General features: G+C 68.1%; 26 protein-coding genes. 20 read left to right on the top strand and 6 right to left on the bottom strand.

Features of this window, described 5'->3' with window-relative positions:
• Positions 1–3: 3 nt before the first annotated feature.
• The 13 genes from nrfD to VH569_RS18955 all read left to right on the top strand — a co-directional run bounded on the left by nrfD (position 4) and on the right by VH569_RS18955 (position 9,819).
• A complete protein-coding gene (gene nrfD / locus VH569_RS19015) occupies positions 4–1,377 on the top strand; it encodes an NrfD/PsrC family molybdoenzyme membrane anchor subunit (RefSeq protein WP_423317008.1) in 1,374 nt (457 codons plus the stop codon).
• Positions 1,374–1,925 (top strand): DUF3341 domain-containing protein, encoded by a 552-nt coding sequence (locus VH569_RS19010; RefSeq protein ID WP_423317006.1) that lies wholly within the window; start codon positions 1,374–1,376, stop codon positions 1,923–1,925. The genes nrfD and VH569_RS19010 overlap by 4 nt, the downstream gene beginning before the upstream one ends.
• Entirely contained in the window at positions 1,922–2,455 is a 534-nt protein-coding gene (locus tag VH569_RS19005) for a c-type cytochrome (RefSeq protein WP_423317004.1), read from the top strand. Before VH569_RS19010 ends, VH569_RS19005 begins: the two co-directional genes overlap by 4 nt.
• Positions 2,452–3,519 (top strand): hypothetical protein, encoded by a 1,068-nt coding sequence (locus tag VH569_RS19000; protein WP_423317002.1) that lies wholly within the window; start codon positions 2,452–2,454, stop codon positions 3,517–3,519. Before VH569_RS19005 ends, VH569_RS19000 begins: the two co-directional genes overlap by 4 nt.
• Positions 3,512–3,994: a hypothetical protein gene (locus VH569_RS18995; protein ID WP_423317000.1), complete on the top strand. Its 483-nt coding sequence runs from the start codon at positions 3,512–3,514 to the stop codon at positions 3,992–3,994. Before VH569_RS19000 ends, VH569_RS18995 begins: the two co-directional genes overlap by 8 nt.
• Positions 3,991–4,800: an SCO family protein gene (locus tag VH569_RS18990; RefSeq protein WP_423316999.1), complete on the top strand. Its 810-nt coding sequence runs from the start codon at positions 3,991–3,993 to the stop codon at positions 4,798–4,800. Before VH569_RS18995 ends, VH569_RS18990 begins: the two co-directional genes overlap by 4 nt.
• Positions 4,801–4,808: 8 nt before the next feature.
• On the top strand, positions 4,809–5,768 hold the full coding sequence (gene coxB / locus VH569_RS18985) for a cytochrome c oxidase subunit II (RefSeq protein WP_423316997.1): 960 nt from the start codon (positions 4,809–4,811) through the stop codon (positions 5,766–5,768).
• A complete protein-coding gene (gene ctaD / locus VH569_RS18980; RefSeq protein WP_423316995.1) occupies positions 5,765–7,408 on the top strand; it encodes a cytochrome c oxidase subunit I in 1,644 nt (547 codons plus the stop codon). Before coxB ends, ctaD begins: the two co-directional genes overlap by 4 nt.
• Positions 7,401–8,069, top strand: a complete 669-nt coding sequence (locus tag VH569_RS18975; RefSeq protein WP_423316994.1) for a cytochrome c oxidase subunit 3 — start codon at positions 7,401–7,403, stop codon at positions 8,067–8,069. Before ctaD ends, VH569_RS18975 begins: the two co-directional genes overlap by 8 nt.
• The gene (locus VH569_RS18970) at positions 8,066–8,410 is read left to right on the top strand and encodes a cytochrome C oxidase subunit IV family protein (protein WP_423316992.1); all 345 of its coding nucleotides are present in this window, start codon (positions 8,066–8,068) and stop codon (positions 8,408–8,410) included. Before VH569_RS18975 ends, VH569_RS18970 begins: the two co-directional genes overlap by 4 nt.
• Before the next feature lie 44 nt (positions 8,411–8,454).
• On the top strand, positions 8,455–8,928 hold the full coding sequence (locus VH569_RS18965) for a hypothetical protein (protein ID WP_423316990.1): 474 nt from the start codon (positions 8,455–8,457) through the stop codon (positions 8,926–8,928).
• 196 nt (positions 8,929–9,124) lie between these two features.
• Positions 9,125–9,319: a hypothetical protein gene (locus tag VH569_RS18960; protein ID WP_098736911.1), complete on the top strand. Its 195-nt coding sequence runs from the start codon at positions 9,125–9,127 to the stop codon at positions 9,317–9,319.
• Between the two features lie 155 nt (positions 9,320–9,474).
• On the top strand, positions 9,475–9,819 hold the full coding sequence (locus tag VH569_RS18955; protein ID WP_423316988.1) for a hypothetical protein: 345 nt from the start codon (positions 9,475–9,477) through the stop codon (positions 9,817–9,819).
• 7 nt (positions 9,820–9,826) lie between these two features.
• Here the strand turns inward: VH569_RS18955 and VH569_RS18950 are convergent, their stop codons facing one another.
• Genes VH569_RS18950 through VH569_RS18925 form a run of 6 tightly spaced genes read right to left on the bottom strand, consistent with a single transcriptional unit; the run spans position 9,827 to position 15,379 of the window.
• Entirely contained in the window at positions 9,827–10,651 is an 825-nt protein-coding gene (locus VH569_RS18950; protein WP_423316987.1) for a quinoprotein dehydrogenase-associated SoxYZ-like carrier, read from the bottom strand.
• 11 nt (positions 10,652–10,662) lie between these two features.
• Complete coding sequence (locus VH569_RS18945; protein ID WP_423316985.1) at positions 10,663–11,589, bottom strand: quinoprotein relay system zinc metallohydrolase 2; 927 nt, start codon at positions 11,587–11,589, stop codon at positions 10,663–10,665.
• Positions 11,586–12,440: a triphosphoribosyl-dephospho-CoA synthase gene (locus VH569_RS18940; protein WP_423316984.1), complete on the bottom strand. Its 855-nt coding sequence runs from the start codon at positions 12,438–12,440 to the stop codon at positions 11,586–11,588. The genes VH569_RS18945 and VH569_RS18940 overlap by 4 nt, the downstream gene beginning before the upstream one ends.
• Complete coding sequence (gene mch, locus VH569_RS18935) at positions 12,437–13,441, bottom strand: methenyltetrahydromethanopterin cyclohydrolase (protein WP_423316982.1); 1,005 nt, start codon at positions 13,439–13,441, stop codon at positions 12,437–12,439. Before mch ends, VH569_RS18940 begins: the two co-directional genes overlap by 4 nt.
• Positions 13,438–14,346, bottom strand: a complete 909-nt coding sequence (locus VH569_RS18930) for an NAD(P)-dependent methylenetetrahydromethanopterin dehydrogenase (protein ID WP_423316980.1) — start codon at positions 14,344–14,346, stop codon at positions 13,438–13,440. Before VH569_RS18930 ends, mch begins: the two co-directional genes overlap by 4 nt.
• Before the next feature lie 16 nt (positions 14,347–14,362).
• Positions 14,363–15,379: a beta-ribofuranosylaminobenzene 5'-phosphate synthase family protein gene (locus VH569_RS18925; RefSeq protein WP_423316979.1), complete on the bottom strand. Its 1,017-nt coding sequence runs from the start codon at positions 15,377–15,379 to the stop codon at positions 14,363–14,365.
• Between the two features lie 293 nt (positions 15,380–15,672).
• Here VH569_RS18925 and VH569_RS18920 point away from each other — a divergent pair, with 293 nt between their 5' ends.
• The 7 genes from VH569_RS18920 (at position 15,673) to VH569_RS18890 (ending at position 23,056) form a co-directional block, all read left to right on the top strand.
• Positions 15,673–16,938: a formylmethanofuran dehydrogenase gene (locus tag VH569_RS18920; protein WP_423316978.1), complete on the top strand. Its 1,266-nt coding sequence runs from the start codon at positions 15,673–15,675 to the stop codon at positions 16,936–16,938.
• On the top strand, positions 16,932–18,608 hold the full coding sequence (locus VH569_RS18915; protein ID WP_423316976.1) for a formylmethanofuran dehydrogenase subunit A: 1,677 nt from the start codon (positions 16,932–16,934) through the stop codon (positions 18,606–18,608). The genes VH569_RS18920 and VH569_RS18915 overlap by 7 nt, the downstream gene beginning before the upstream one ends.
• Positions 18,608–19,531, top strand: a complete 924-nt coding sequence (gene fhcD, locus VH569_RS18910) for a formylmethanofuran--tetrahydromethanopterin N-formyltransferase (RefSeq protein ID WP_423316974.1) — start codon at positions 18,608–18,610, stop codon at positions 19,529–19,531. Before VH569_RS18915 ends, fhcD begins: the two co-directional genes overlap by 1 nt.
• Complete coding sequence (locus VH569_RS18905; protein WP_423316972.1) at positions 19,528–20,283, top strand: formylmethanofuran dehydrogenase subunit C; 756 nt, start codon at positions 19,528–19,530, stop codon at positions 20,281–20,283. The genes fhcD and VH569_RS18905 overlap by 4 nt, the downstream gene beginning before the upstream one ends.
• Positions 20,258–21,523 carry an ABC transporter substrate-binding protein gene (locus VH569_RS18900; RefSeq protein ID WP_423316970.1) on the top strand — a complete coding sequence of 422 codons (1,266 nt, stop codon included), beginning with the start codon at positions 20,258–20,260 and terminating at the stop codon, positions 21,521–21,523. Before VH569_RS18905 ends, VH569_RS18900 begins: the two co-directional genes overlap by 26 nt.
• Before the next feature lie 27 nt (positions 21,524–21,550).
• Entirely contained in the window at positions 21,551–22,525 is a 975-nt protein-coding gene (locus tag VH569_RS18895) for a PQQ-dependent catabolism-associated beta-propeller protein (protein ID WP_109047351.1), read from the top strand.
• Positions 22,526–22,672: 147 nt separating this feature from the next.
• Positions 22,673–23,056 carry a hypothetical protein gene (locus tag VH569_RS18890; protein ID WP_423316968.1) on the top strand — a complete coding sequence of 128 codons (384 nt, stop codon included), beginning with the start codon at positions 22,673–22,675 and terminating at the stop codon, positions 23,054–23,056.
• Positions 23,057–23,141: the final 85 nt, after the last annotated feature.

Raw genomic sequence — 23,141 nt, 5'->3', positions numbered from 1 at the left:
CCGGTGAGCGCATCGCCCGAAACCGAACGGGACCTGACACGGGTGGTCGAACCGGGGGTGACCGCCCCGGCGGTGACCGCGCATGTCAGCGACCTCGTGCTGGAGCGTCGCACGCCCCTGTGGTGGTGGGTCGGCTTCGGGATGTCGTTCGGGCTGTTCGCCCTGTTCCTGGCGGCGGTCGGCTGGCTGTTCGTCCGCGGCGTCGGCATCTGGGGCATCGACTGGCCCATCGCCTGGGGCTTCGCCATCGGCAACTATGTCTGGTGGGTCGGCATGGCAAGCGGCGGGACGCTGATCTCCGCCCTATTCTTCCTGACCCGGTCGGAATGGCGCAGCGCCACCAGCCGCATCGCCGAAACCATGACGGTGTTCTGCGTGGCCTGCGCCGGGATCATGCCGGTCATCCATCTCGGGCGCTGGTGGTATTTCTACTGGCTGTTCCCCTATCCCAACACGATGGCGCTGTGGCCGCAGTTCCGCAGCCCGCTGCATTGGGATTTCGTCGCCATCCTGGTCTATGTCGCCGGGTCGCTGCTGTTCTGGTATATCGGGCTGCTCCCCGATTTCGCCACCCTGCGCGACCGGGCGCAGCGGCGCTGGCAGCGGGTGCTGTACGGGCTGCTGGCTTTGGGATGGCAGGGGTCGTCGCAGCATTGGCGCCAGTTCAGGATGCTGTACGGGCTGTTCGCTGCCTTGATGGCGCCGCTGGTCTGCTCGATCCACAGCATCGTTGGGCTGGATTTCGCCGGCGGCCTGACGCCGGGCTGGCACGAAACGCAGTTCCCGCCCTATTTCGTCTTCGGCGCGGCGCTGTCCGGCTTCGCCGTGGTGCTGATGCTGGTCATTCCGCTGCGCCGGGCGCTGGAGCTGACCGGGGTCATCACGTTGCGCCACATCGACGTGCTGGCCCGGCTGATGCTGACCGCCAGCCTGCTGCTGTCCTACTGCTACCTGATCGAGATCTTCATGCCCTTCTACCGGGGGGAAGAGCGCGAGATCACCGTGGCGATGTCGCTGCTCGGCGGATATTACGCGCCCTGGTACTGGGCGAAGATCGTCCTGAACGGCATCGTCCCGCAGCTCCTGTGGGTCCGGGCGGTGCGGTTGAACCGGCCGCTGCTGTTCCTCGTGGCGCTGGGCGTGGTGATCGGCATGTGGATCGAGCGCTACGTCATCGTCGTCGGCAGCCTGCACCGGAACCACTCGGAATCGAGCTGGTTCGTCTTCATACCGACGGTCTGGGACTGGGCGACGCTGGCCGGTTCGGTGGGGCTGTTCCTGACCGGCTTCTTCCTGGCGCTGCGCTTCATCCCGATGGTGTCGATGTTCGAACTGCGCGAACTCCTTCGCAAGAAGCAGACGGAGGGCGGGCGATGAGCGTGCAGCGGGGCACCGGCCACAGCCTGCGCGGCAGAATGGCCACCTTCGACGACCCGGACGCGATGCTGGACGCCCTGCACCGGCTGCGGCAGGCAGACTTTTCAAGGCTGGAGGTCTACAGCCCCTATGCGGTGGAGGGGGTGGACGAGTTGCTGGACCGCAGGCCGCGGGCGCTGCCGCTGATCGTCGTGGCGGCCGGGTTGCTGGGAGCCCTCGGCGGGTTCTTCCTGCAATATTGGGGAATGGTGCTGAGCTATCCGCTGAACATCGGCGGACGGCCGCTGAACAGCTGGCCGGCCTTCGGCCCCAGCACCTTCGAACTGGCGGCGCTGACCATCCTGCTGGCGGGCTTCCTCGCCTTTTGCAAATTCTGCCGGCTGCCGCGCCTCTACGATCCGATCTTCGACGCGCCGGGGTTCGAACTGGCCTCCCAGGACCGTTTCCTGATCTGGATCGCCGAACGGGAGGGACGGAACGACAGCGAACTCCTGCAACAGCTGCTGCCCGAGGGCGAGGGCGTGCGGATCGACGAGGTGCCGGCATGACGCGGCTGTCTCCATTCGTCCTTCTGCTGTTGGGCGTGTCGCTGCTGACGGCCTGCGACAACATGGCGAAGCAGCCGCGCGACAAGACCTGGACGCCGGCCGACGGTGGTTCGGCCAACGCCGAACCGGACCGGAAGGTCTGGCCGCCGCAGCCGGCACCGAACGCCATCGCCCGCGAAGACCATCCCCAGCCGCCCCCGGCGCTGACGGCGGCGCTGCTGGCCCGCGGCAAGGAGCGCTACGAGATCTATTGCACGCCCTGCCATGGCTATCTCGGCGACGGCGACGGCATGATCGTCCGGCGCGGCTTTCCGCAGCCGCCCTCCTTCCATGGCGACGCGCTGCGCAATGCCCAGACCCGGCATTTTTACGAGGTCGCCACCAATGGCTGGGGGGCGATGTATTCCTATGCCGACCGCGTCGGTTCGGACGACCGCTGGGCCATCGCCGCCTATATCCGGGCCTTGCAGACCAGTCAGAACACCGCCGCGGCCGAGTTGCCGGAAACGGTGCGGGGGGCGCTGCGATGAGCCGCCGTCCGCTTATCGCCGCCATGGCCGCGGCATTTATCGGGGCGGCGGTCTGCGCCGTTGGAGCGCTGACCGATCCGCAGGCGGTGTTGCGCGGCTGGCTGGCCTCCTTCGCCTTCTGGATCGGGCTGCCCCTGGGCGCCATGATGCTGCTGTTCACCCATGATCTGACCGGCGGGCGTTGGGGAACCGCTGCCGTGCCGGCGCTGCGGGCGATGGTGGCTTTCCTGCCGCCGATTCTCCTGCTGCTGGTGCCGGTGCTGGCCCTGCTGCCGGAACTGTATCCCTGGGCGCGGGCGGCCGACGCCACGCATCTGAAGAACCGCTTCTACCTGAACGAACCCTTCTTCTACGGACGGACGGCGGTCTATGCCGTGGTCTGGCTGGGGCTGGCGCTTGTGGCCCTGCGGTGGTCGGGACGGAACCGCAACCAACTGGCAGCGCCCGGGCTGATCCTGCTGGGGCTGACCGTCACCTTCGCATCCTTCGACTGGTTCATGTCGATCGAGCCGGATTGGGGCTCCAGCATCTACGGGATGATGATCATCGGCGGCCAGCTTCTGGGCGCCCTGGCGCTGGCGACGCTGGCCGCCGTGCTGGGAGGGCGGACGGATGCCGGGCAGCGCCACGACCTGGGCAGCCTGCTGACCGCCGCCATTCTGCTGTGGTTCTACCTGTCCTTCATGCAGTTCCTGATCGTCTGGCAGGAGAACCTGCCGCAGGAGATCACATGGTACGTCGCGCGCCTGTCCGGCGGCTGGGGCTGGGTCGCGGCGCTGGGCGCACTGGCGCAAGGGGGTTTGCCATTCGCCGCCCTGATCTGGTGGCCGGTGAAGCGCAGCCGGGCGGGGCTCGCCGCCGTCTGCCTGCTGCTGCTGGCGGCGCATCTGCTGGAATGCTGGTGGCTGATCCTGCCGGGGCTGGCCGGCGGCTTCACCTGGTATGCCCCGGCAGCCGCGCTGGCGATGGGCGGGGCGTGCATGACGGTGCTCCTTTGGCGGCTCTCCACCCGGCCGGCCACGCGGCCCGTCGGCCGGCTGGCGGAGGAGGTCGGCCATGGATAAGGCCACGCGCATCGGCCGGTCCGGCGTTGCTGGCACTGCCGCGGCACTGTTGTTCGGCTGGCTGCGGCAAGGTCGCGGCAGGACGCCGAAACGGAAGCCTCAGCAGGAAGGCAGCAATCCCGACACGACGTTCGAGGCGCGGGACACCCCGCCCTGGCTGTTCCCGGTGCTGGGCGGGTTGGCGGCAGGCCTGATCGTGACGGTCGTGGTGTCGCTGCTGCTGATCTTCCCCAACGCAGCCAGGGACGAGAACCATGCGCTGACGACGCCGATGCCGAAGCCGCGCCTGCAAACCGATCCCGTCGCCGATCTCAAGCGCTACAAGGAGCAGGCGATGGAACGGCTGACCGGCTATGGCTGGGCCGACCGCGCGCATGGCATCGCCCACATCCCCATCGAGGAGGCCATGCGCCGTGTCGCCGAACGCGGCATCGCCGACTGGCCGGCAGATGCAAGGCGGGAGGTGCCGCGATGACAAGACTCCCAATGGCTGCCCTGCTGTTCCTATTGTCGGGCCTGACCGCCGGCGCGGAGGCCTCTCCCGCCACCCTGCTGCCGGGAAGCTTCACCGAGTTCGCCTTCGACCAGCGCCCGGGAGCACAACTGCCGCGGGACGTCAGGCTGCGCGACGAGGCTGGGCATGCGGTCACGACCGCCTCCCTGTTCGACAGGGGCAAGCCGCTGGTCCTGGTCTTCGACTATTTCCGCTGCACGACGCTGTGCGGAGTGGTGCTGGGCGATCTGGCGGCGGCACTGGCGCAGGTGCCGCTGACGCCGGAAAAAGACTACACGGTGATGGCGGTCAGTTTCGACCCCGGCGACAGCCCGGCAGACGCCGCGGCGCTGAAGGCCGGGCATTTCGAACGCGATCCGGCACTGGCCGGCGCCATCCACGCGCTGGTGGGCGATTCCACGGATCGAGGGCGCGAGGTGCGCCGCCTCGCCGATGCCGCCGGCTTCCGTTACCGCCTCGACGAGGCGACGGGGCAGTATGCCCACCCGGCGGGCGTGGTGCTGGTGTCGCCGGGGGGGACGGTCTCGCGCTACATCCTGGGGGTGGGCTACGACCCGACCGATCTCCGGCTGGGACTGGTCGATGCCTCCAGGGGAGCGGTCGGGTCGGTGGCCGACCATCTGCTGCTGCTCTGTTACGGCTACGATGCCGCGCAGGGCCGCTACAACGCCGAGGTGGGCCGGCTGCTCCAGGCGACCGGAGTGCTATCGGTGCTAGCGCTCGGGCTGCTGGTCTGGCGCGCCGCGCGCCGGCCGGGACAGGGGTGAGGGCGGCGATGGGAAGCCTGCAACTCCTCCCGCCCAGCGCGTCGGCCCATGCCGCGGACATGGACTGGCTGTTCGCCGCCCTGCTGGGGGTCAGCGCCTTCATCCTGCTGCTGGTCTTCGGGCTGATGATCCTGTTCTGCGTCCGCTACCGCAAGGGCAGCAAGGTGGAGCGCGGCAACCGGCTGGGCCGCACCTGGAGGGTCGAGGTCGCCTGGACCGGCCTGACCTTCGCCGCCTTCCTCGTCCTCTATTTCTGGGGAGCGAACCTCTATGTCCGCATCCACAGCCCGCCCAGCGACGCCACCGACATCTATGTCGTCGGCAAGCAGTGGATGTGGAAGATCGAACATCCCGGCGGCCAGCGCGAGATCGACACGCTGCATGTCCCGGTCGGCAGGCCGGTGCGGCTGGTGCTGACCTCCCAGGACGTGATCCACGACTTCGCCATCCCCGCCTTCCGCATCCGCCAGGACGCCGTCCCCGGCCGGTACGAGACGCTGTGGTTCACCCCGACGGAGGTCGGCGAATACCGGCTGTTCTGCGCGGAGTTCTGCGGCACCTGGCACGCGCGGATGGGCGGCACCGTCGTGGTAATGGAGCCGTCCGACTTCCAGCACTGGCTGGACAGCCAGGATCCCGGCCCCAGTCTGGCGCAGGAGGGGGAGGCGCTGTTCCGCAGCTACGGTTGCAGCGGCTGCCATGGCGGTGCCGGCACCGTCCACGCGCCGAAGCTGGAGGGACTGTTCGGCCGCCCGGTGCCGCTGGAGGGCGGGCGCACCGTCATCGCCGACGACCGTTATCTCCGCGATTCGATCCTGATGCCGAAGGCGGAGATCGCCGCCGGCTATCCCCCGGTCATGCCGTCCTTCGCCGGGCAGATCGGCGAGGACGATCTGTTGAAGCTCGTCGCCTACATCAAATCGCTTGCCGACAAAACTGCCGACAGCGCGGAAAGGCCTGCTCCATGACGACCGCAACCGTGACCGGCAAACCGGAAGAACCCGTCGTCGCGACGAAGAACTACCTGACGGAGGGCGGCGTCACGCTGCGCTCCTGGCTGCTGACCAGGGACCACAAGCGGATCGCCATCCTCTACACCCTGTCGATCACCTTCTTCTTCTTTGTGGGAGGAGCGGCGGCGGCGCTGATCCGGCTCAATCTGGTGACGCCGCCGGGCATCTTCACGCCGGACATCTACAACCGGCTGTTCACCCTGCATGGCGTGATCATGGTCTGGTTCTTCCTGATCCCGTCGATCCCCAACACCATGGGCAATTTCCTGATCCCGCTGATGATCGGCGCCAAGGATCTGGCCTTTCCCCGCCTGAACCTGCTCAGCTGGTATCTGTATGTCGGTGCCGGTTTCCTGGCGCTGTTCGCCATCCTGATCGGCGGGGTCGATACTGGCTGGACCTTCTACACGCCGTTTTCTTCGCTCTATTCCAACGGCTATGTGGTGCTGGCGCTGGCAGCCGTGCTCGCGGTGGGATTCTCGTCGATCCTGACCGGGCTGAACTTCATCGTCACCACCCACCGCATGCGGGCGCCGGGAATGACGTGGTACCGGCTGCCGGTGTTCGTCTGGTCGAACTACGCCACCTCCGTCATCATGGTGCTGGCGACGCCCGTGCTGGCGATCACGCTGATATTGGTGGCGGCGGAACGGCTGCTGAAGGTGGGCATCTTCGACCCGGCGCTGGGCGGCGACCCGCTGCTGTTCCAGCACCTGTTCTGGTTCTACTCCCACCCCGCCGTCTACATCATGATCCTACCGGGCTTCGGGGTGATCAGCGAGATCGTGCCCTGCTTCGCCCGCAAGCCGCTGTTCGGATACAAGTTCGTGGTGTGGTCGAGCATCGCCATCTCGGTCATCGGCTTCTTCGTGTGGGCGCACCACATGTTCGTCGCCGGCATCTCGCTCTATGCCGGGCTGGTCTTCTCGCTGCTCAGCTACGTCATCGCGGTGCCGTCGGCGATCAAAGTGTTCAACTGGACCGCCACGCTGCACAAGGGCTGGATCAGCTTCGACGCCCCCATGCTGTATGCCCTGGGCTTCATCGGGCTGTTCACTATCGGCGGGCTGACCGGGCTGTTCGTCGCCAACCTCGCCTTCGACGTGCATGTCACCGACACCTATTTCGTCGTGGCGCATTTCCACTACATCATGGTCGGCGGCATGGTCAGCGCCTATTTCGGCGGGCTGCATTACTGGTGGCCGAAGGTGACCGGGCGGCTCTATCCCGAATGGTGGGCGCGCATCGCAGCATTGCTGATCTTCTTCGGCTTCAACCTGACCTTCTTCCCGCAGTTCATCCTGGGCTATCTGGGCATGGAACGGCGCTACTATTCCTACCCGCCGGAATTCCAGGCCTGGAACATCTTCTCGTCGGCCGGTGCGTCGGTGCTGGCGGTCGGCTATGCCCTGCCCTTCTTCTATCTCGGCTGGTCGCTGTTCCGCGGCAAGCGGGCGGGTGCCAACCCGTGGGCGGCGACCGGACTGGAGTGGCAGACTCCCTCCCCTCCCCCCACCCACAATTTCGACCGGACCCCGACCGTTACCCGACCGCCCTACCAGTACCGGCCTGAACCGGAGCCGCAGGATGTCTGACGCAGCGCCCGCTTCCCAAAGCGTTCCCCAGCCGGACCCGCAATACGCGACGGCGGAGCAGCAGGCGGAGGCCGCCAGCTTCGGCATGTGGGTGTTCCTGGCGACGGAGGTGCTGTTCTTCGGCGGATTGCTCCTGGCCTACACATGGCTGCGCGCCAGCCATCCGGACGGCGTGGCGGAAGCCGGACGCCATACCAAGGTCGTCATCGGATCGGTCAACACGCTGGTGCTGCTGACCAGCAGCTTCACCATGGTCTGGGCCGTCCATGCCGCGGAGCAGGGCCGGCGAAAGGCGCTGACGCGGCTGCTGACGGCCACGGCACTGCTGGGGCTGCTGTTCCTGGGGCTGAAGGGCTACGAGTACCATGGCGAGTGGACCGAGCATCTGGTGCCGGGGCTGAATTTCCATCAGGACGGTCCGCATGCCCGGACCATCGAGCTGTTCTATTTCCTCTATTTCCTGCTGACCGGGCTGCACAGCATCCATGTCACCATCGGCATCGTCCTGATCGCACTGCTGGCAGTGCGGGCACGGTGCGGCGCCTTTTCGGCGCGTTATTACACGCCGGTGGAGGTGACGGGCCTGTACTGGCATTTCGTCGACATCGTCTGGATCTTCCTCTACCCGCTGATCTATCTGGTCGGACGGAGCGGCTCATGACGACAGGGGCGACAGGACTTCCGCGCACCTATCTGTTCACCTGGGCAGCACTGGTGGGGCTGCTGGCGGCGACGCTAGCCCTTGCCTATGTGCCAATGCCGGGCCCGCTGAACCTCGTGCTGGCGCTGGGCATCTCGGCGGCAAAGGCGCTTCTGGTGCTGGCACTGTTCATGAAGCTGTTCCGCGCCCCGGCGCTGACCCGTGCCGCGGCGGCGGCCGGACTGTTCTGGCTGGCGGTGCTTTTCGTTCTGTCGGCCACCGATTATCTGACCCGCAAGGTTGAACCCGCTGGCGACCTGTCGGCGCCGACCGGCCGGGAATACCAGTCGGGCGACCGCTGAGCGCCTTGCGGGAACAGTCTTGCCGGAACAAGGAGTCAGACGCGATGCACTCGGACGCCACCAGCCGGCTTGTCGATGCCGTGGTCCGAACCCGCCGGATGCTGGAAGCCGCAAGGCGCAACACGGCCGGGCATTTCGGCGAGGGCGACCGCAATGGCCGCAAGCTCGCGGTGCTGGCGGACATCCGCGACCTGCACGGCCGCATCATCCGGCCGATTGTCGAATCCCGGCAGCAAATCGTCCGCGACGTCGGCACCGTGTGGTTCCGGGAGGACATCGGCCTAGTCCACGAGATGCCGCGCGCCATCGTCCATTTCACCTCCATCGACAACGCCGAGGATGCGCCGCGCGCCTACATGACCATCCATGTCGGGGAGGACGGCACGACCTCCATTTCGGAAAACTTCCTGACGCCGGTGAAGACCACGGACGTGCAGAGCTGCCGGTTGGACGATCTCGACAGCGAAGCGGTCGCGCTGGCGATCGACCGGTTTCTTGCGAAGGCAATGCAGGGATAGGTGAGGAAGCGCACCGGGACGATGGGCTTCCTCGGCTTGTTAAGGCAAAATTGGTTTTCCATAAGCCATGCTTGACTCCTGCACAGATTTTGTGTGCAGTGCAGCATAATCCCCGCTCATGAACCTGGACGGCCGCCCGCCGGATCGAGGCGCCCAACCGAGGTCGCTCCCCCACTCCATCACGGCTGGAGTTGTCATGATCGAGTTGATCTTCGTGGTTTGCCTTGTTTCCAGTCCGGACCGCTGCACCGTCGAACGCCCGCAGTTCCAGGAGCCGTTCGTCAATGCGATGGCCTGTTCGCGCACCGGCCTGTTCCGGGCCGCCGAATGGGCGGAGCAGCACCCGAAATACACCGTGCGCCGCTGGAAGTGCGAACCGCGCCAGATCTGACCTCACAGGATCCGGCGGGACCATCGCATCGCCCCGAAAGAGGCCCACCTCTTTTGAGCCCCCCAACTCCATCCGTATCCATGATTGTTATATATGGCAATCATCGATGGTCCATGGGCTCAAGCCCCATGGACGGGGATGGAAGGGGTTTGGGCATGCCTGTTCGCATCGCGTTCATCCTTGCCGCGGCCTTGCTGGCGGCTGCTCCGGCAGCCGCCAGCCCAGCCAACGACTACCCCACGGCGGCGCGGGCCGATTACGTGATCGCCTGCATGGCGTCGAACGGGCAGTCGCACATCGTCATGGAGAAATGCGCATGCAGCATCGACGCCATCGCCGACCGCATCACCTATGACGATTACACCGCCATCGAGACGGTGAAGGTGATGGCCGACCAGCCGGGCGAGCGGGCCGGAATCTTCCGCAGCTCCGGATGGGCCAAGGACCTGATGGACCGTTTCCGCCAGGCCCAGGTCGCCGCAGACCGCCAGTGCTTCTGAGGGAAGGCTAAAGCGCCGGATCACCCTTGGCGGCAGCGGCTGTCAAAGGAACGCTGTGGGTGAAGGTGGCGCCCTTGGTGTCCTGCGCGACCACCTCCAGGCTGCCGCCCCCGGTGGGCAAAAAACTGAAGCGCAGGTTCGGGTCCTCGCTGATGGAAATGTCGGTGTCCGCCTCCAGCACCGTCTGGCCGCCGGCGCGGATGACGATCGACTGGATATAATGGGCGGGGATGTAGGTGCGGCTGACCTGATCGAACTGAAGCCCGCTGCTGTTGGGGTGGCTGACCATGACCTGGGCGGTGGCGGAGCTGCCGGGGGACAGCGTTTCCGGAAGCTTCACCTTGATGCGGCCGAGACGCGCCATCGCCTCCTGCGGGTCCTTGACGGCGGGGGCGGAGCAGCCGCCGGCGGCCTTCACGTAGACCGCCGTCATCAGCAATCGGCCGTCCTGCGTCTCGCCCACCGCATGGATATTCGTGTATTCGTTGACGCGCACGCGGGTCTCGATGCCGCTGCCGGCGCTGGCCGGGCCGAAGCGGAAGTTGACGGCCAGCGGCACCGGGTTCTTGTCGACCAGCAGGGACAGCGACTTCAGGCGAAGCGACGGCTCCACCTCGATCCGCACCGGGACCAGGGCTGCGTCATGGGCGCGGGCCGGCGCGTCGATACGGATGAGGGCGCCCGCCTCATCGACCGGGCGGTCCTTGAAATACATGTCGTGCAGGATGTCCCAGCGCGCGGCATCCTCCGCCGCATCGGTGGCGGCAAGACCCGGCGTGGACAGGACGATCAGGAGGCCGGCCAGCAGCCCCATCGGCGGATATCGCATCATCGCTCCCGCTCCTATTCCCATTCCAGTTCGGCGAAGGTCGCCGTGACGTTGCGCGGGTTGTATGCATCGAACAACAGCCAGCGCTCCCGTTCCTCCTCCGCCACATGGGCGACGGCATCCTGGATGCCGCCGCCCGCCTTCAGCACCCGGCGCACACCCTCCACCAGCACCGTCAGGTAGCGCCGCTGGGCATCCAGCGCTCCCGGCCAGGCCACGCGCGCCGGCCCATGGCCGGGAACGGCACGCACCGCCGGCACCCGCTCCAGCCGGTCGATCACGCGAAGCCAGCCCATGGCATTGCCGTCGACCGCCGGGACATGGTCGACGAACAGCAGGTCGCCCGTGAACAGCGTCCCCGTCTTGCGGTCGAAGACGGTCAGGTCATTGTTGGTGTGCGCGGTCGGATAGGCGGTCAGCACGAGGATGCGGTTGCCGAGGTCGACCCGCACCTCTTCCGCCACCGGCCGGTCCACCCGGACCGGGGCGATCCCGGCCGCCGCTCCGGCACCCAGCTCCTCGGTCAGCCGTTGACGATAGACCTCCTGGCGGGCGGCCAGCGCGTCGCGCAGGTTGGCATGGCCGGCGATGGGCACGCCGGCGAAGGCGGCGTTGCCGAAAACATGGTCGGGGTGCATGTGGGTGTTGATGACGATGACCGGTTTCCTGCCGGTCCGCGCCGCAATGGCCTCGTGCAGACGCACCCCCAATTCCGGCGTACCGCCGGTGTCGATGACCGCGACGAAGCTGTCGCCGACGATGAAGCCCATGTTGGCCGTGTCTCCGGCGTTGTCCGGCGCCGGCTCGGCGATGGCCCCCTGGTGGACAAAGACCCCGGGCGCCACCTCCGTCATGACCAGCGGTTCCGCCGACGCAGGCAGGGTGGCTGCGAGGAGGCATAGCGCAGCGCCGCCGACGTTGAGGCCGATGGTGGTCCTCATGCCTGTGTGCCTTTGCGGTCAGCATCCCGGTCCTCCAGACGATGGGCGAAGAGGCTGGCGACGGTCAGGTCGGCGGAGGTGCCGGGGTTGATGCCCTGCCATTTCAGGCGCGCATCGAAGACGAACAGATGCTCGCGCCGGAGGGCCGCCGAGGATGCCACGGCGACCTGACGGCGCACCTCGCGGGCTTCGGACAGCACGGCCATGGCGCGATCCTCTCCATGCTTGCGCAGGACATGGCTGTCGGGAAAGGCGGTCAGGAACTCCAGATAAATCGCTTCTGCGAGCGTGACGGTATCGCTGTCCGGCATCGACCGGGCGCGGGCGACGCCTATGTCGAAGACGTCCCGAAAGCCGTCGGCATATTGGGCGGCGATGCGGTCGCGCGACCGGGCCGCCGCCATGGCGGTGCGCAGATCCACCCTCGCCGGGCCGGCGACGTCATGCTCCGCGGCACGACCCAGCCCGCCGGGCGATGCGAGGCGGATCGCCTCGAAGCCTGCCTCGGCATCCTCCACCGTCAGCGCCGCCAGCACTGCTGCCAGCCTGTCGCGCAGCGGGCGCATTTTTGGGATCTCGGCGGCACGCGCCAGCGGGGCGCACAACAGCAGGATGCCCAGGTTGGTGTTGGAGCCAACCACCGAGCGAGTGGCCTGCACCGCCAGCAGGATGCGCTCGCCGACCGGGGCGCCGGTGCGGGCGATCTCGGGGGCTGCGGCCTCCGCCGACAGAAGGAAGTCCTCCACCGTCATGCCATGGCCGGCGGCATGCACATGGACGTTGCCGGGCTTCAGCGCCATCACCTCCGCCCGGCAGACAGCCATGAACAGTTCCGCGGTCGCAGCGTTCATCCCGCCGTTCCCGCGCCCTCCGCCCCACCGAAGGACCGGTCGAGCATGTCCGAGGCAAGATGTCCGCCGTGGAAGCTGCGGCCGCTGTCGAGTGCGGTGACCACCACGCGCGCCGGGGCGAACAGCAGCGGGTCGATGGCGTAGAAGTCCCTGTTCACCGCCGCGAACACTTCGGCGAAAGGGCGGCCGTAATCGCGGGACTCCGTGCTGGGCAGGCGTTTCGCCAGATCGGCGGCGGCATCGTCGGGTCCGGTGACGAACAGCTGGACGGTGCCGCCGAACAGGATGGCGTCGTTGGTCCGCCCCATCGCCTCGACGAAGCCCTTGCCGGGTGGCGGCAACGGGGCGACGCCGATGCCGTCGGCGACATGCCCCAGCGGGAAGCCCAATGCGTGCACCTTGTGCATGGCGACTTCCAGCACGCGGGCGACGATCTGCACCGTGCCGGCGAGGCTGGCCGTCGGCGTCAACACCAGCGTCAGCCGTTCCGCCGCCACCCCGCACCCGGCGGCAATCCGTTCGACCAGCGGCGCCGGCGGCACGGTGCCGCTTTCCAGCACCAGCACCGCATGGTCGCCGCTGTCCGTGTAGCCCAGATCTTCGAACAGCGGCTCCTTGCGGGCGAGTGCGCGGCCGGGACCGGAACCGAGCGCGAAGAAGGAGCAGCCCTCGTCCTTGTGCGACAGGCTCCAGCCGGCATACTGGCTGCCGAGGCAGGCCAGCACCGGGTCGGTGCTGTGCACCGCCACCTGGAAGGGCCAGCGGTCCGACCGGGTATCGGCCTGGAGCGTCACCCGGCCGAGACCGCCCATGCACAGCTCGGCGATGCGGCGTCCGGCCTCCAGCCCGCCGGGATGGGCGATCCCGCCATCGACGATGGTGGCGCCGGCCACGCGGTCGATGCCAAGCCGCAACCGCACCGCTTCGGCGACCAGAGCGGCGGCGAGCGGAGCGGACAGGGCCGACAGGCTGGGGCGCCCGGCCGGCGCATGTTGAGTCATGATTTGCCCTTTCCGGCGATGGTCCGCGCCGCGTCCATCGCATCCTGGAAATCGAAGGCAACGGCGGTGCCACCGGTCTGCATCCGCTCCAGCAGATTGTGCTGGACCTTGAACTTGACGTTGCCGATGGCGAGGGCGCCGATGCCGACCGCATTCGGTTGGGCAGGCAAGGAAACGCCGTCGTCCTGCACGCCGACACCGTCCACCCCTGCCGGCGGCACGGCGTTGATGTCGGCGGCGACGCGCAGACGCTTGGCCGCGCGCAAATCGTCGGCGGTCAGCACGGTCACCCCCGCCTTGCCGCAGGCCAGAACGACCTCCGCCCGCTTCATCAGCGCCGCCTTGCCGCCGGTCGATGTGTCGGCGCAGGACAGCGTGACGCCATAACGCCGGCCGAACTCCTCCGCCTTGCCCTGCACGGCCGACACGCCGCGGTGGCTGACCAGGGTGACATTGCCGCCGGCCTGGGCGGCGATCAGTCCGGCGATGCCGCCGACGACGCCGGTGGCGCCATAGACCTGCACATCCAGGCCGGTCAGACCCTCCACCCCCACCCGCCGCAGCGCACGCTCGACCACGGCGACCATGGCGGCGGCGGTGGTGAAGGCGCCCGACGGGTCGGCGAAGACCGAGATCCGGAAGGGCGGGAACATCGCCTTGCGCGCCACCTCCAGCATGTCCAGCGCCATCGCCGCATCGCGCCCGCCGATGAACAGGCCGGTGCGCACCGCGTTCTTCGGATCGCGGGAGAACATGGCATCCTGCGTCAGCGCCTCGACCTGCGCGGTCTCGATGCCGGTGTAGGGGACCATCGTGTCGATGCCGGCATCCACCGCCATGTTGACGTCAAACGGGCTGACATTCGCCAGCGGCGTGATCATGTGCAGCACATAAGGGGCGCCCATGCCTGTCTCCCTCCGGTCATTCCCCCGCTGCCCGCCGTATCGCGGGCGTGAAGTCCGCCTCGGCGGACAGGTTCCGCACCGTCGCACCGACATTCCGCCCGCGGCAGACCATCACCTCCAGCGGTGAACCGCTCCAGCGCGTGCGCATCTCGCCGGCCAGCCGCTCCGCCTGTCGGGCATCGCCGATGACGGCGAATCCGGTCGGCCCCCAGCTGCTCTGGCCGACCCCGGCGATCCCCTGCGCCTCCAGCCAGGCCAGCGCGTCCGCCACCAGCGGGCTGGTGAAGCGGCCGCCCTGGGCGGGCGCGAAATGGTCGCCGACCGTGCGCTGAAGCTCGCCGATGGCCTGTCCGAACCGGTCGACATCGCCCTCGGCCAATGCCGGCAGGGCAACCATCAGCATCAGCCGGCACAGATGCGCCGCGGCGTCGGGCGGAAAGGGCGGCAACCGGCGGAATGCCTCGGCCTCCGGCGCACCGTGCAGGCCATGGCCGCCGCGATGGAGCAGGAGCAGGATGCGCCACTCCTCCGGAAACGGCGCCCGCGCGATCACCGGCGGCGCGGCGTCGAGCCCGCCCCGCCCGCCGTCCAGCAGCACCCCGCCCTGCTCGAAGGCCGCCAGCCCGATGCCGGACCGGGCCCCCCGCTCCAGCGCACGGGCCAGATCGCGGGCAGCCGTGCCGCGCCCCTCCAGGCAAACCAGCGCCGCGGCAACGGCAAGATCCGTCTGGGTGCCGGAGCCCAGCCCGACATGGGGCGGGATCGCCTCCTCCACCGTCACCGCGACGGCGTCGGGCAAGCCGGCTTCGCGCCCAAGCCGTTCGATGCTGCGGCGGACACGCTCGGCCGATGGACCGCTGACGGTCAGCCGGTCGGCGGGCCGGACACGCAGGGCGATGGCCGGGCGGTCGATGGCGATGCCAAGACTGCCGAAGCGGCGCCCCAGCCCACCGTTCAGATCGACGAAGCCGGCATGCAGGCGCGCAGGCGCACGGACCCACACCTCCCCTATCCGATTGCGCTGGTGGCTCATCTGCATTCCCTTTGCGCGGGTCACCGCACAATGTTAGCGTTACGAACAAAATTGTCCGTAGCGCGAACGAGTATCCACGCGCGGTAGCCCGAACGGGGCAAGACATATCCAGGGAGGAAACCGGGCATGAAGCGGATGCTTTGCCTGTCGGGGACCGACCATGCCCAAGAATCGGACTCTCAACGCCGGGACCGATGCTTGATTGGATCGTGGCGAAGATCGCCAGCGTCCTTGAATTCGGCTTGAATTCTTCGGTGTGACTTCGTTCTTCCCACTCAGGCGATTGGGGGGCCATGACCTTCCACCCCGACATTCTCTGTCCGTTCTGCGGGCTCGGCTGCGGCGACATCGGGATCGACCGGGACCAGTCCGGCATCGCTCCACGGCCGAGCGGCTGCCCGCAGGCCGACCGGCTGTTCCGACGCCCCATGGCGGTGCCGACGGATGCCCGTCTGGACGGAGCCGCCATTTCCATGGACGACGCCATTGCCGAGGCGGTCCGGTTGTTGGGGTCCAGCCGCGCACCGCTGATCGCTGGACTGGCGGCCGATGTGGAGGGCGTGCTCGCCGCGCTCAGCCTCGCCGAACGCATCGGCGCGACCGTGGACCATGAGCGCTCGGATGCCCTGTTCCGCAATCTGTCGGTCCTGCGCCGCTTCGGCTGGTCGGTGACCACCTTGGCGGAGCTGCGCAACCGCTGCGACCTCGTCCTGGTCGTGGGCCCGGACCCGGCCGCGGCCTTTCCGCGCCTGTGGGAGCGCTGGGTGGTCCCGGAACCGGCCTTCGTTGACGGCAATGGCCGGAGCGTCGTCTTCCTGGGCGGGGCACCGCTGCCGGAAACCGTGCGGTGCCTTGGCGGCAGGATCGAAACAAGCGGGGTGGACACCGGCGCGGAAACCGATCTGGCGACGCTGGTCGGCGGGCTGAGGACGGCATTGGCCGGACGGTTGGCGGACGGCGACCCGATGGCGGCCTTGGCGGCCCGGTTGCGTTCCGCCCGCTACGCGGTGGTGGTCTGGGCGGCGGGGCTGTTCGAGGGGCCGCAGCCGGACCTGATCGTCGAGGGGCTGGTGCGCCTGATCCGTACGGTGGACGGCACCACCCGCTGCGCCGGTCTTCCCTTGTCCGGGGCCGACAACCTGATCGGCGCCAATCAGGCCTGCGGCTGGCGCACCGGCTTTCCCTTGCGCACCGGTTTCGATGGCGGCGGACCGCTGCACGATCCGGAACGCTTCGACTGGCGCACGCGCCTGCGCGACGCCGACGTGACGCTGTGGATATCCGCCTTCCGTCCGGATGCACCGCCTCTCCCCACCGGCGGCAAAGTCATCATGCTGGCGCCGCCTGAGACGATGGTTACGCCGGAGCCGGCGCTGTTCATTCCGGTGGGCACCCCGGGCATCGACCATCCCGGCGACGTGTTCCGCGCCGACAGCGTTGTCGCTCTCCATGCCGGCGCCCTGATCGACAGGGGGCTGCCGAGCGTCGCCGGCGTGATCGGCCGGATGCTGGCGGCACTCGGCCAAAACGCCAGAACCAGGGAGGCCGCCGGATGCTGACGAAGCTCACCGGCGGGCGGCTGTTCGATCCGGCCAACGGGCGGCATGGCGAGGTCGCCGACCTCTGGCTGCGCGACGACCGCATCGCCGCCGATCCGGGGCCGGGTGCCACGCCGGACGCGGTGCATGACGTGACCGGCAAGGTGGTAATGGCCGGCGCCATCGACATCCACAGCCACATCGCCGGCGGCAAAGTGAACCTCGCCCGCCTGCTGATGGGAGAGGAGCACGACCGACACCGCTTCGCCGGCCATGCCTGCGGCCACAATAGGATCGGGGGCGGCAGCGGCATCGCCACGCCCTCCACCCACACCACCGGCGCCCGCTATATCGAGATGGGATTCACCGCCGCCTTCGAGCCGGCGATGCTGGGTTCCAACGCCCGGCATGCGCATCTGGAGATGAGCGACATCCCTTATATCGACACCGGCGGCTATCTGGTGCTGGGAAACGACGATTTCCTGCTGGACCTGATCGCCACCAACGCCGGGCAGGCGGCGGTCAACGATTATGTCGCCTGGATGCTGACGGCGACCCAGAGCCTTGCCGTCAAGGTGGTCAATCCCGGCGGCATCAACGCCTTCAAATTCAACGCCCGCTCGCTCGACCTGGACGAGGCCGGGCCGCATTACGGCGTTACGCCGCGCAGCGTCCTGACGGTGCTGGCCCGTGCGGTCTACGAACTGGGACTGCCCCACCCACTGCATGTCCATGGCTGCAATCTGGGGGTTCCCGGCAACGTCGCGACGACGCTCGACACCATCCAGGCGGCATCGGGGCTGCCGATGCACATGACGCACATCCAGTTCCACAGCTACGACACGGCGGGAGACCGCAAATTCTCCTCCGGTGCCGCGGCGCTGGCGGAGGCGGTGAACCGGACGCCGACGCTGTCGGTGGACATCGGGCAGGTGATGTTCGGGCAGACGGTGACGGCATCGGCCGACACCATGGCGCAACGCCACACGGCGCCGCTCGCCCACCCCCGCAAATGGCTGGCGATGGACATCGAATGCGATGCCGGCTGCGGCGTGGTCCCCTTCCGCTACCGCGATACGTCCTATGTCAACGCGCTGCAATGGGCGATCGGGCTGGAGCTTTTCCTGCTGCTCGACGATCCCTGGCGGGTGTTCCTAACCACCGACCACCCCAACGGCGCGCCCTTCACCTTCTATCCGGAACTGATCCGGCTGCTGATGGACCGCGATTACCGGCTGGCGAAGCTGGCGGAAATCCATCCCGACGCGCCGGCCCACACCACGCTGGGCTCCATCACCCGCGAATACACGCTGGCCGAGATCGCCATCATGACCCGTGCGGCGCCGGCCCGCATCCTGGGGCTTGCCGACCGCGGCCATCTGGCGCCGGGCGCTTCGGCAGACGTCACCGTCTACAGCGATTTGCCGGACCGCCGCGCGATGTTCGAGCGACCCGATCTGGTCTTCAAGAGCGGCCGGCTGGTGGTGCGCGACGGCGTGCTGGTGGCGATGGCGCAGGGCTGCACCCATGTCGTCCGCCCCGGCTTCGACGATTTGATCGAGCGCCGCATCGCCCGCCATTTCGACGAGCGCATCGGCCTGCCGATCAAGCATTTCCGCATCCAGGACGCGGAAATCCGCCATGGCGCCGGCCCGCAGCTCCATCCCTGCCGACGGCGGGAGGTGCCGTGATGGCGGAAATGCAGATCAACGGCGTGCGCATCGAGGACACCTTTGCCGAGGCGTTTCCGATGACCTACACACGGCTGGTCATCACCGCCGACACGCCCGCCTGGGTGGAGGCGGCGACATCCAGCCTGACTGGCTTCGCCACCTCGGTCATCGGTTGCGGTTGCGAGGCGGCGGTGGAACGGCTGCTGACGCCGGAGGAAACGCCGGACAGCCGGCCGGGTGCCGCGGTGATGATCTTCGGCATGTCCACCGGCGACCTCGCCAAGCTGGTGGTCAACCGGGTCGGGCAGTGCATCATGACCTCGCCGGGGTCGGCCTGCTATGCCGGACTCCTCCAGGGGACCAAGCGCATTCCGCTCGGCGGGGGCTTGCGCTATTTCGGCGACGGGCACCAGGTTTCCAAGAAATTCGGCGACCGCCGCTTCTGGCGACTGCCGGTGATGGATGGCGAGTTCGTCTGCGAGGACAGCGTCGCCGTGGCCAAGGGCATCGGCGGCGGTAATTTCCTGATCCTGGCCGCCAGCCACCGCCAGTGCCTTGCCGCGGCGGAGGCGGCGGTTGCTGCGATCCGGTCCTTGCCCGGAGTGATCCTGCCCTTCCCCGGCGGGGTGGTGCGGTCGGGGTCCAAGGTGGGGTCCAAATACAAGGCGCTGATCGCCTCCACCAACACGCGATTCTGCCCGACCTTGCGGGCGGTCGAACCGGAAACGCTGCTGTCCCCGAACGTCGAGGCGGTGCTGGAACTGGTGCTGGACGGCATCGACGAGACGGCGATCCGCACCGGCATGCGGGCCGGAATCGCTGCCGCGGCGGCTGGTGGGACGGCGGCCGGCGTGCTGGCGATCACCGCCGGGAATTACGGCGGCAAGCTGGGGCCGCACCATTTCCACCTCCACGAGGTGATGGGCGAGGTGATGGAATGAGCGGCATGACCCTGACCTTCCGCGGCGACGCCGGAACGGCGGTGGACATGTCCACCCTGCTGCCCGAACGGCTGGCCGGCCTGACGGCCGACGAGGTCGCCGGACTGCCGCTGCCCTGTGGCGGTGGGGTGGCGACCGTCGGCGGGATGTTCGAGGTTTCGGTGGGCGATGCGGCCGAAGGCCTGCTGATCCGGCCGGGGCAGGCCGTCCTGCACCGGGTCGGCGCCGGCATGGCATCCGGACGCATTCTGGTGGAGGGCGACGCCGCGAGCCATGCCGGTGCCGGGATGAGCGGCGGACTGCTGCGCATCGCCGGCAATGCCGGGGGTGCCCTGGGCGGCGCCCTGCCCGGCCTGCCGCTGGGAATGCGCGGCGGGCTGATCAGCGTCGGCGGCAGCACCGGTGACCGGACAGCCGAACGGATGCGGCGCGGCATCATCGTCGTCGACGGGCCGGTCGGCGCCTATGCCGGCGGCTTCATGGTTGCCGGGACGCTGGCCGCCGGTGGCGGCTGCGGTCCGCATCCGGGATTCGGCATGCGGCGCGGCACGCTCCTGCTGGGCAGGGCGCAGGACGAAGCACCAGATGGCTTTGCCGACGGCGGCATGCGGGACTGGCTGTTCCTGCACCTGCTGCGGCGCGCCCTGGAGGGAACCGGAAGCTGGTTCGAGCGCGCGGGCACCACCCGCGCCCATCGGTTCATCGGCGACCTTGCGGAGGGAGGGCATGGTGAGATTCTGGCAATGGCCTGAACGACGATCCGACTTATCGAAGCCGCGGCGGCTGGTTGCCGCCATTCTGCCGCTGTTGGGACTGCTTGCCCTTGCGCCACCGGCAGCCGCCCAGGGAAGCGGTTCGCAGGACCCAGGTGCCACGGTGGTGCTGATCGGCTATCTGGCACGCCAGGAGGATCCGCGCACCCCACTCAGCTTCCTGGAGCCGGTCGCGACCGACGAAGGGCTTCAGGGGGCCCGGCTGGCGCTCGCCGACAACAACACGACCGGCGTCTTCCTGAAACAGAGCTACCGGCTGGTGGAGCAGGTCCTGCCGCAGGACGGCGACATCTCCGCCGGGGTGAAGGCACTGGCCGACGAGGGGGTGCGCTTCGTCGTCGCCGATCTGCCGGCCGATGCACTGCTCGCCGCCGCGGACCGGCCGGAAGCCAAGTCCATGGTGCTTTTCAACGCGCGCGCCGCCGACGATACGCTGCGCAACGAGCAATGCCGCGCCAACATCCTGCACACCGCCCCCAGCCGGCGCATGCTGGCCGATGCGCTGGCACAGTATCTCGCCTGGAAGAAATGGCCGCGGTGGAGCCTGCTGACCGGCCGCGACCCTGGCGATGCGCTCTATGCCGACGCCGTCCGCCGCGCGGCCAAGCGCTTCGGTGGCCGGATCGTCGATGAGAAATCCTGGACCTTCGACACCGGAAACCGGCGCACCGATACCGGCGTCACCACCATCCAGTCCGACATTCCGCTCGCGACCCAGGGGCCGGATTACGACGTGCTGGTCGTCGCCGACGAAGCGGGTGATTTCGGCGACTATCTCGACGGACGCACTTGGTATCCGCGCCCGGTCGCCGGCACCCAGGGTCTAACCGCAACCGCCTGGTCGCGGGTGAACGAACAGTGGGGCGGCACCCAGCTGCAAAGCCGGTTCGAAAAGCTGGCCGGACGCTGGATGACGCCACGCGACTATGCCGCGTGGCTGGCGGTGCGCAGCGTTGGGGAGGCAGCGGCCCGCACCGGCGCCACCGGCTTCGATGGCCTGACCGGCTATCTGCACAGCCCCGATTTCGAACTGGCTGGCTTCAAAGGGGAAGCGCTGTCCTTCCGCGCCTGGGACGGGCAGATGCGCCAGCCCATCCTGATCGCCGGGCCGCGGATGCTGGTCTCGGTGTCGCCGCAGGAGGGGTTCCTGCACCCGGTCACACCTCTCGACACGCTCGGCGACGATGCGCCGGAAAGCAAATGCCGTCTCAACCGATAGGGCGGACCCAACAAGGCGGACCACACCATGCGATTCCTGCTGTCCTGCACCCTGCTGCTTCTCGCCGGCCCGGTCCTGGTTGCCGAGCCCCTCCTCGCCGAAACCATTTTCGTGTCCAACGAGAAGGACAACCAGATCGCCGTGGTCGACGGCGACAGCCTTCAGATCAAAAACAAGATCAAGGTCGGCCGGCGTCCGCGCGGCATCACGCTGAGCGCCGACGGGACGCAGCTTTACGTGTGCGTCGGCGACGACAACCGCATCGACGTGGTGGACATCGCCAGCGGCAAGATCGTCCACACATTGCCCTCCGGTCCCGATCCGGAACTGTTCGTGCTGTCGCCCGACGGGACAAAGCTCTACGTCGCCAACGAGAACGACAACATGGTGACGGTGATCGACGTCGCCGAACGCAAGGCCATCGGCAATATCCAGGTCGGCGTCGAGCCGGAAGGGATGGGGATCAGCCCCGACGGCAAGATTCTGGTCAACACCTCCGAAACCACCAACATGGCGCACTTCATCGACACGGAGAAGCACGCCGTCGTCGGCAATGTGCTGGTGGACAGCCGGCCGCGCGTCGCCCGCTTCACCGACGACGGCAAGCAGGTCTGGGTGTCGAGTGAGATCGGCGGCACGGTCAGCGTGATCGATGCGGCAGCCCACAAGGTGATCAAGAAGATCCGGTTCGAGGTTACCGGCGTCCGGCGCGAGGCCATCCAGGCCGTGGGCATCCAGATGACGAAGGACGGCAAGCGCGCATTCGTGGCGCTGGGTCCGGCAAACCGTATCGCCGAAATCGACACCGGCAGCCTTGAGGTGAAACGCTATTTCCTGGTCGGGCAGCGCGTGTGGAACCTCGCCTTCTCCCCCGACGAGAAGCGGCTCTACACCACCAACGGCATCAGCAACGATCTGTCGGTGATCGACCTGGAGCGCAACAAGGTGATCAAGAGCATTCCGGTCGGCGGCGCGCCCTGGGGCATCGTCGTCAAGCCGTGAGCGGACGGAACCCCTTGCCGGACCGTCCGGTTGATGGGGATGGCCGGGTGCGTCGGCGAACCGCCGACGATGGCCCGACGCGGCTCGCGGCAGGACCGGACGGTCCTGAACCGCCTCGCCAGGATTGACCATCCCCGGAGACCCACGATGAAACGCTTCACCACCCTACCCTTGACGGGCCTTGCACTGGCCGCCGGCCTTGCGATTGCCGCGCTGCCGGCTTCGGCGCAATCCGACGGCAACGCCACCGGCAATTCCACCGACGGCTCCACCGGTACCAGCACGCAGAACGCCCCGGCCGGCACCACCGGACAATTGCCGCCCGACTCCCTGCCCGGCAAGCGCCAGGGCGCCATCGGCGGCGCTCCAGTCCCGCAGGGCAGCTCCGGCAGTTCCACCGACGGCACCAGCGCCCCGACCGGACAGCTTCCGGGCGGCTCGCTCCAACAGGAAAGGCAGGGCGTGATCGGCGGTTCCCCCGTCACCCAGGGCGGCTCGGGACAATCGACCGGCAAGCAGGACAGCCAGTAACCGGGACCATGTCCGGTTCTCTGACGGACCAGCAACCGCCGCCCTCCCGAAGATGGGGTAGCGCTGCCCGAAAGGCCGCGCCATC

Origin of the sequence: Azospirillum sp. 11R-A, from assembly GCF_049472615.1 — a bacterium.
Taxonomy (GTDB): Bacteria; Pseudomonadota; Alphaproteobacteria; order Azospirillales; family Azospirillaceae; genus Azospirillum; species Azospirillum palustre.
This window is presented reverse-complemented; position numbering and strand designations above follow the sequence as displayed.

Excerpts from the sequence above, each read along its gene's own strand:
- VH569_RS18965 (WP_423316990.1), top strand. The coding sequence starts at position 8,455 with ATGCACTCGGACGCCACCAGCCGGCTTGTCGATGCCGTGGTCCGAACC.
- coxB (WP_423316997.1), top strand. The coding sequence starts at position 4,809 with ATGGGAAGCCTGCAACTCCTCCCGCCCAGCGCGTCGGCCCATGCCGCG.
- VH569_RS19010 (WP_423317006.1), top strand. The coding sequence starts at position 1,374 with ATGAGCGTGCAGCGGGGCACCGGCCACAGCCTGCGCGGCAGAATGGCC.
- fhcD (WP_423316974.1), top strand. The coding sequence starts at position 18,608 with ATGGCGGAAATGCAGATCAACGGCGTGCGCATCGAGGACACCTTTGCC.
- VH569_RS18915 (WP_423316976.1), top strand. The coding sequence starts at position 16,932 with ATGCTGACGAAGCTCACCGGCGGGCGGCTGTTCGATCCGGCCAACGGG.
- VH569_RS18905 (WP_423316972.1), top strand. The coding sequence starts at position 19,528 with ATGAGCGGCATGACCCTGACCTTCCGCGGCGACGCCGGAACGGCGGTG.
- VH569_RS18930 (WP_423316980.1), bottom strand. The coding sequence starts at position 14,346 with ATGGGCGCCCCTTATGTGCTGCACATGATCACGCCGCTGGCGAATGTC.
- VH569_RS18950 (WP_423316987.1), bottom strand. The coding sequence starts at position 10,651 with ATGATGCGATATCCGCCGATGGGGCTGCTGGCCGGCCTCCTGATCGTC.
- VH569_RS18920 (WP_423316978.1), top strand. The coding sequence starts at position 15,673 with ATGACCTTCCACCCCGACATTCTCTGTCCGTTCTGCGGGCTCGGCTGC.
- VH569_RS18895 (WP_109047351.1), top strand. The coding sequence starts at position 21,551 with ATGCGATTCCTGCTGTCCTGCACCCTGCTGCTTCTCGCCGGCCCGGTC.
- VH569_RS18955 (WP_423316988.1), top strand. The coding sequence starts at position 9,475 with ATGCCTGTTCGCATCGCGTTCATCCTTGCCGCGGCCTTGCTGGCGGCT.
- VH569_RS18940 (WP_423316984.1), bottom strand. The coding sequence starts at position 12,440 with ATGAACGCTGCGACCGCGGAACTGTTCATGGCTGTCTGCCGGGCGGAG.
- mch (WP_423316982.1), bottom strand. The coding sequence starts at position 13,441 with ATGACTCAACATGCGCCGGCCGGGCGCCCCAGCCTGTCGGCCCTGTCC.
- VH569_RS18945 (WP_423316985.1), bottom strand. The coding sequence starts at position 11,589 with ATGAGGACCACCATCGGCCTCAACGTCGGCGGCGCTGCGCTATGCCTC.
- VH569_RS18925 (WP_423316979.1), bottom strand. The coding sequence starts at position 15,379 with ATGAGCCACCAGCGCAATCGGATAGGGGAGGTGTGGGTCCGTGCGCCT.
- VH569_RS18990 (WP_423316999.1), top strand. The coding sequence starts at position 3,991 with ATGACAAGACTCCCAATGGCTGCCCTGCTGTTCCTATTGTCGGGCCTG.
- VH569_RS18975 (WP_423316994.1), top strand. The coding sequence starts at position 7,401 with ATGTCTGACGCAGCGCCCGCTTCCCAAAGCGTTCCCCAGCCGGACCCG.
- VH569_RS18900 (WP_423316970.1), top strand. The coding sequence starts at position 20,258 with ATGGTGAGATTCTGGCAATGGCCTGAACGACGATCCGACTTATCGAAG.
- VH569_RS18995 (WP_423317000.1), top strand. The coding sequence starts at position 3,512 with ATGGATAAGGCCACGCGCATCGGCCGGTCCGGCGTTGCTGGCACTGCC.
- VH569_RS19005 (WP_423317004.1), top strand. The coding sequence starts at position 1,922 with ATGACGCGGCTGTCTCCATTCGTCCTTCTGCTGTTGGGCGTGTCGCTG.
- VH569_RS18960 (WP_098736911.1), top strand. The coding sequence starts at position 9,125 with ATGATCGAGTTGATCTTCGTGGTTTGCCTTGTTTCCAGTCCGGACCGC.
- VH569_RS19000 (WP_423317002.1), top strand. The coding sequence starts at position 2,452 with ATGAGCCGCCGTCCGCTTATCGCCGCCATGGCCGCGGCATTTATCGGG.
- ctaD (WP_423316995.1), top strand. The coding sequence starts at position 5,765 with ATGACGACCGCAACCGTGACCGGCAAACCGGAAGAACCCGTCGTCGCG.
- VH569_RS18890 (WP_423316968.1), top strand. The coding sequence starts at position 22,673 with ATGAAACGCTTCACCACCCTACCCTTGACGGGCCTTGCACTGGCCGCC.
- VH569_RS18970 (WP_423316992.1), top strand. The coding sequence starts at position 8,066 with ATGACGACAGGGGCGACAGGACTTCCGCGCACCTATCTGTTCACCTGG.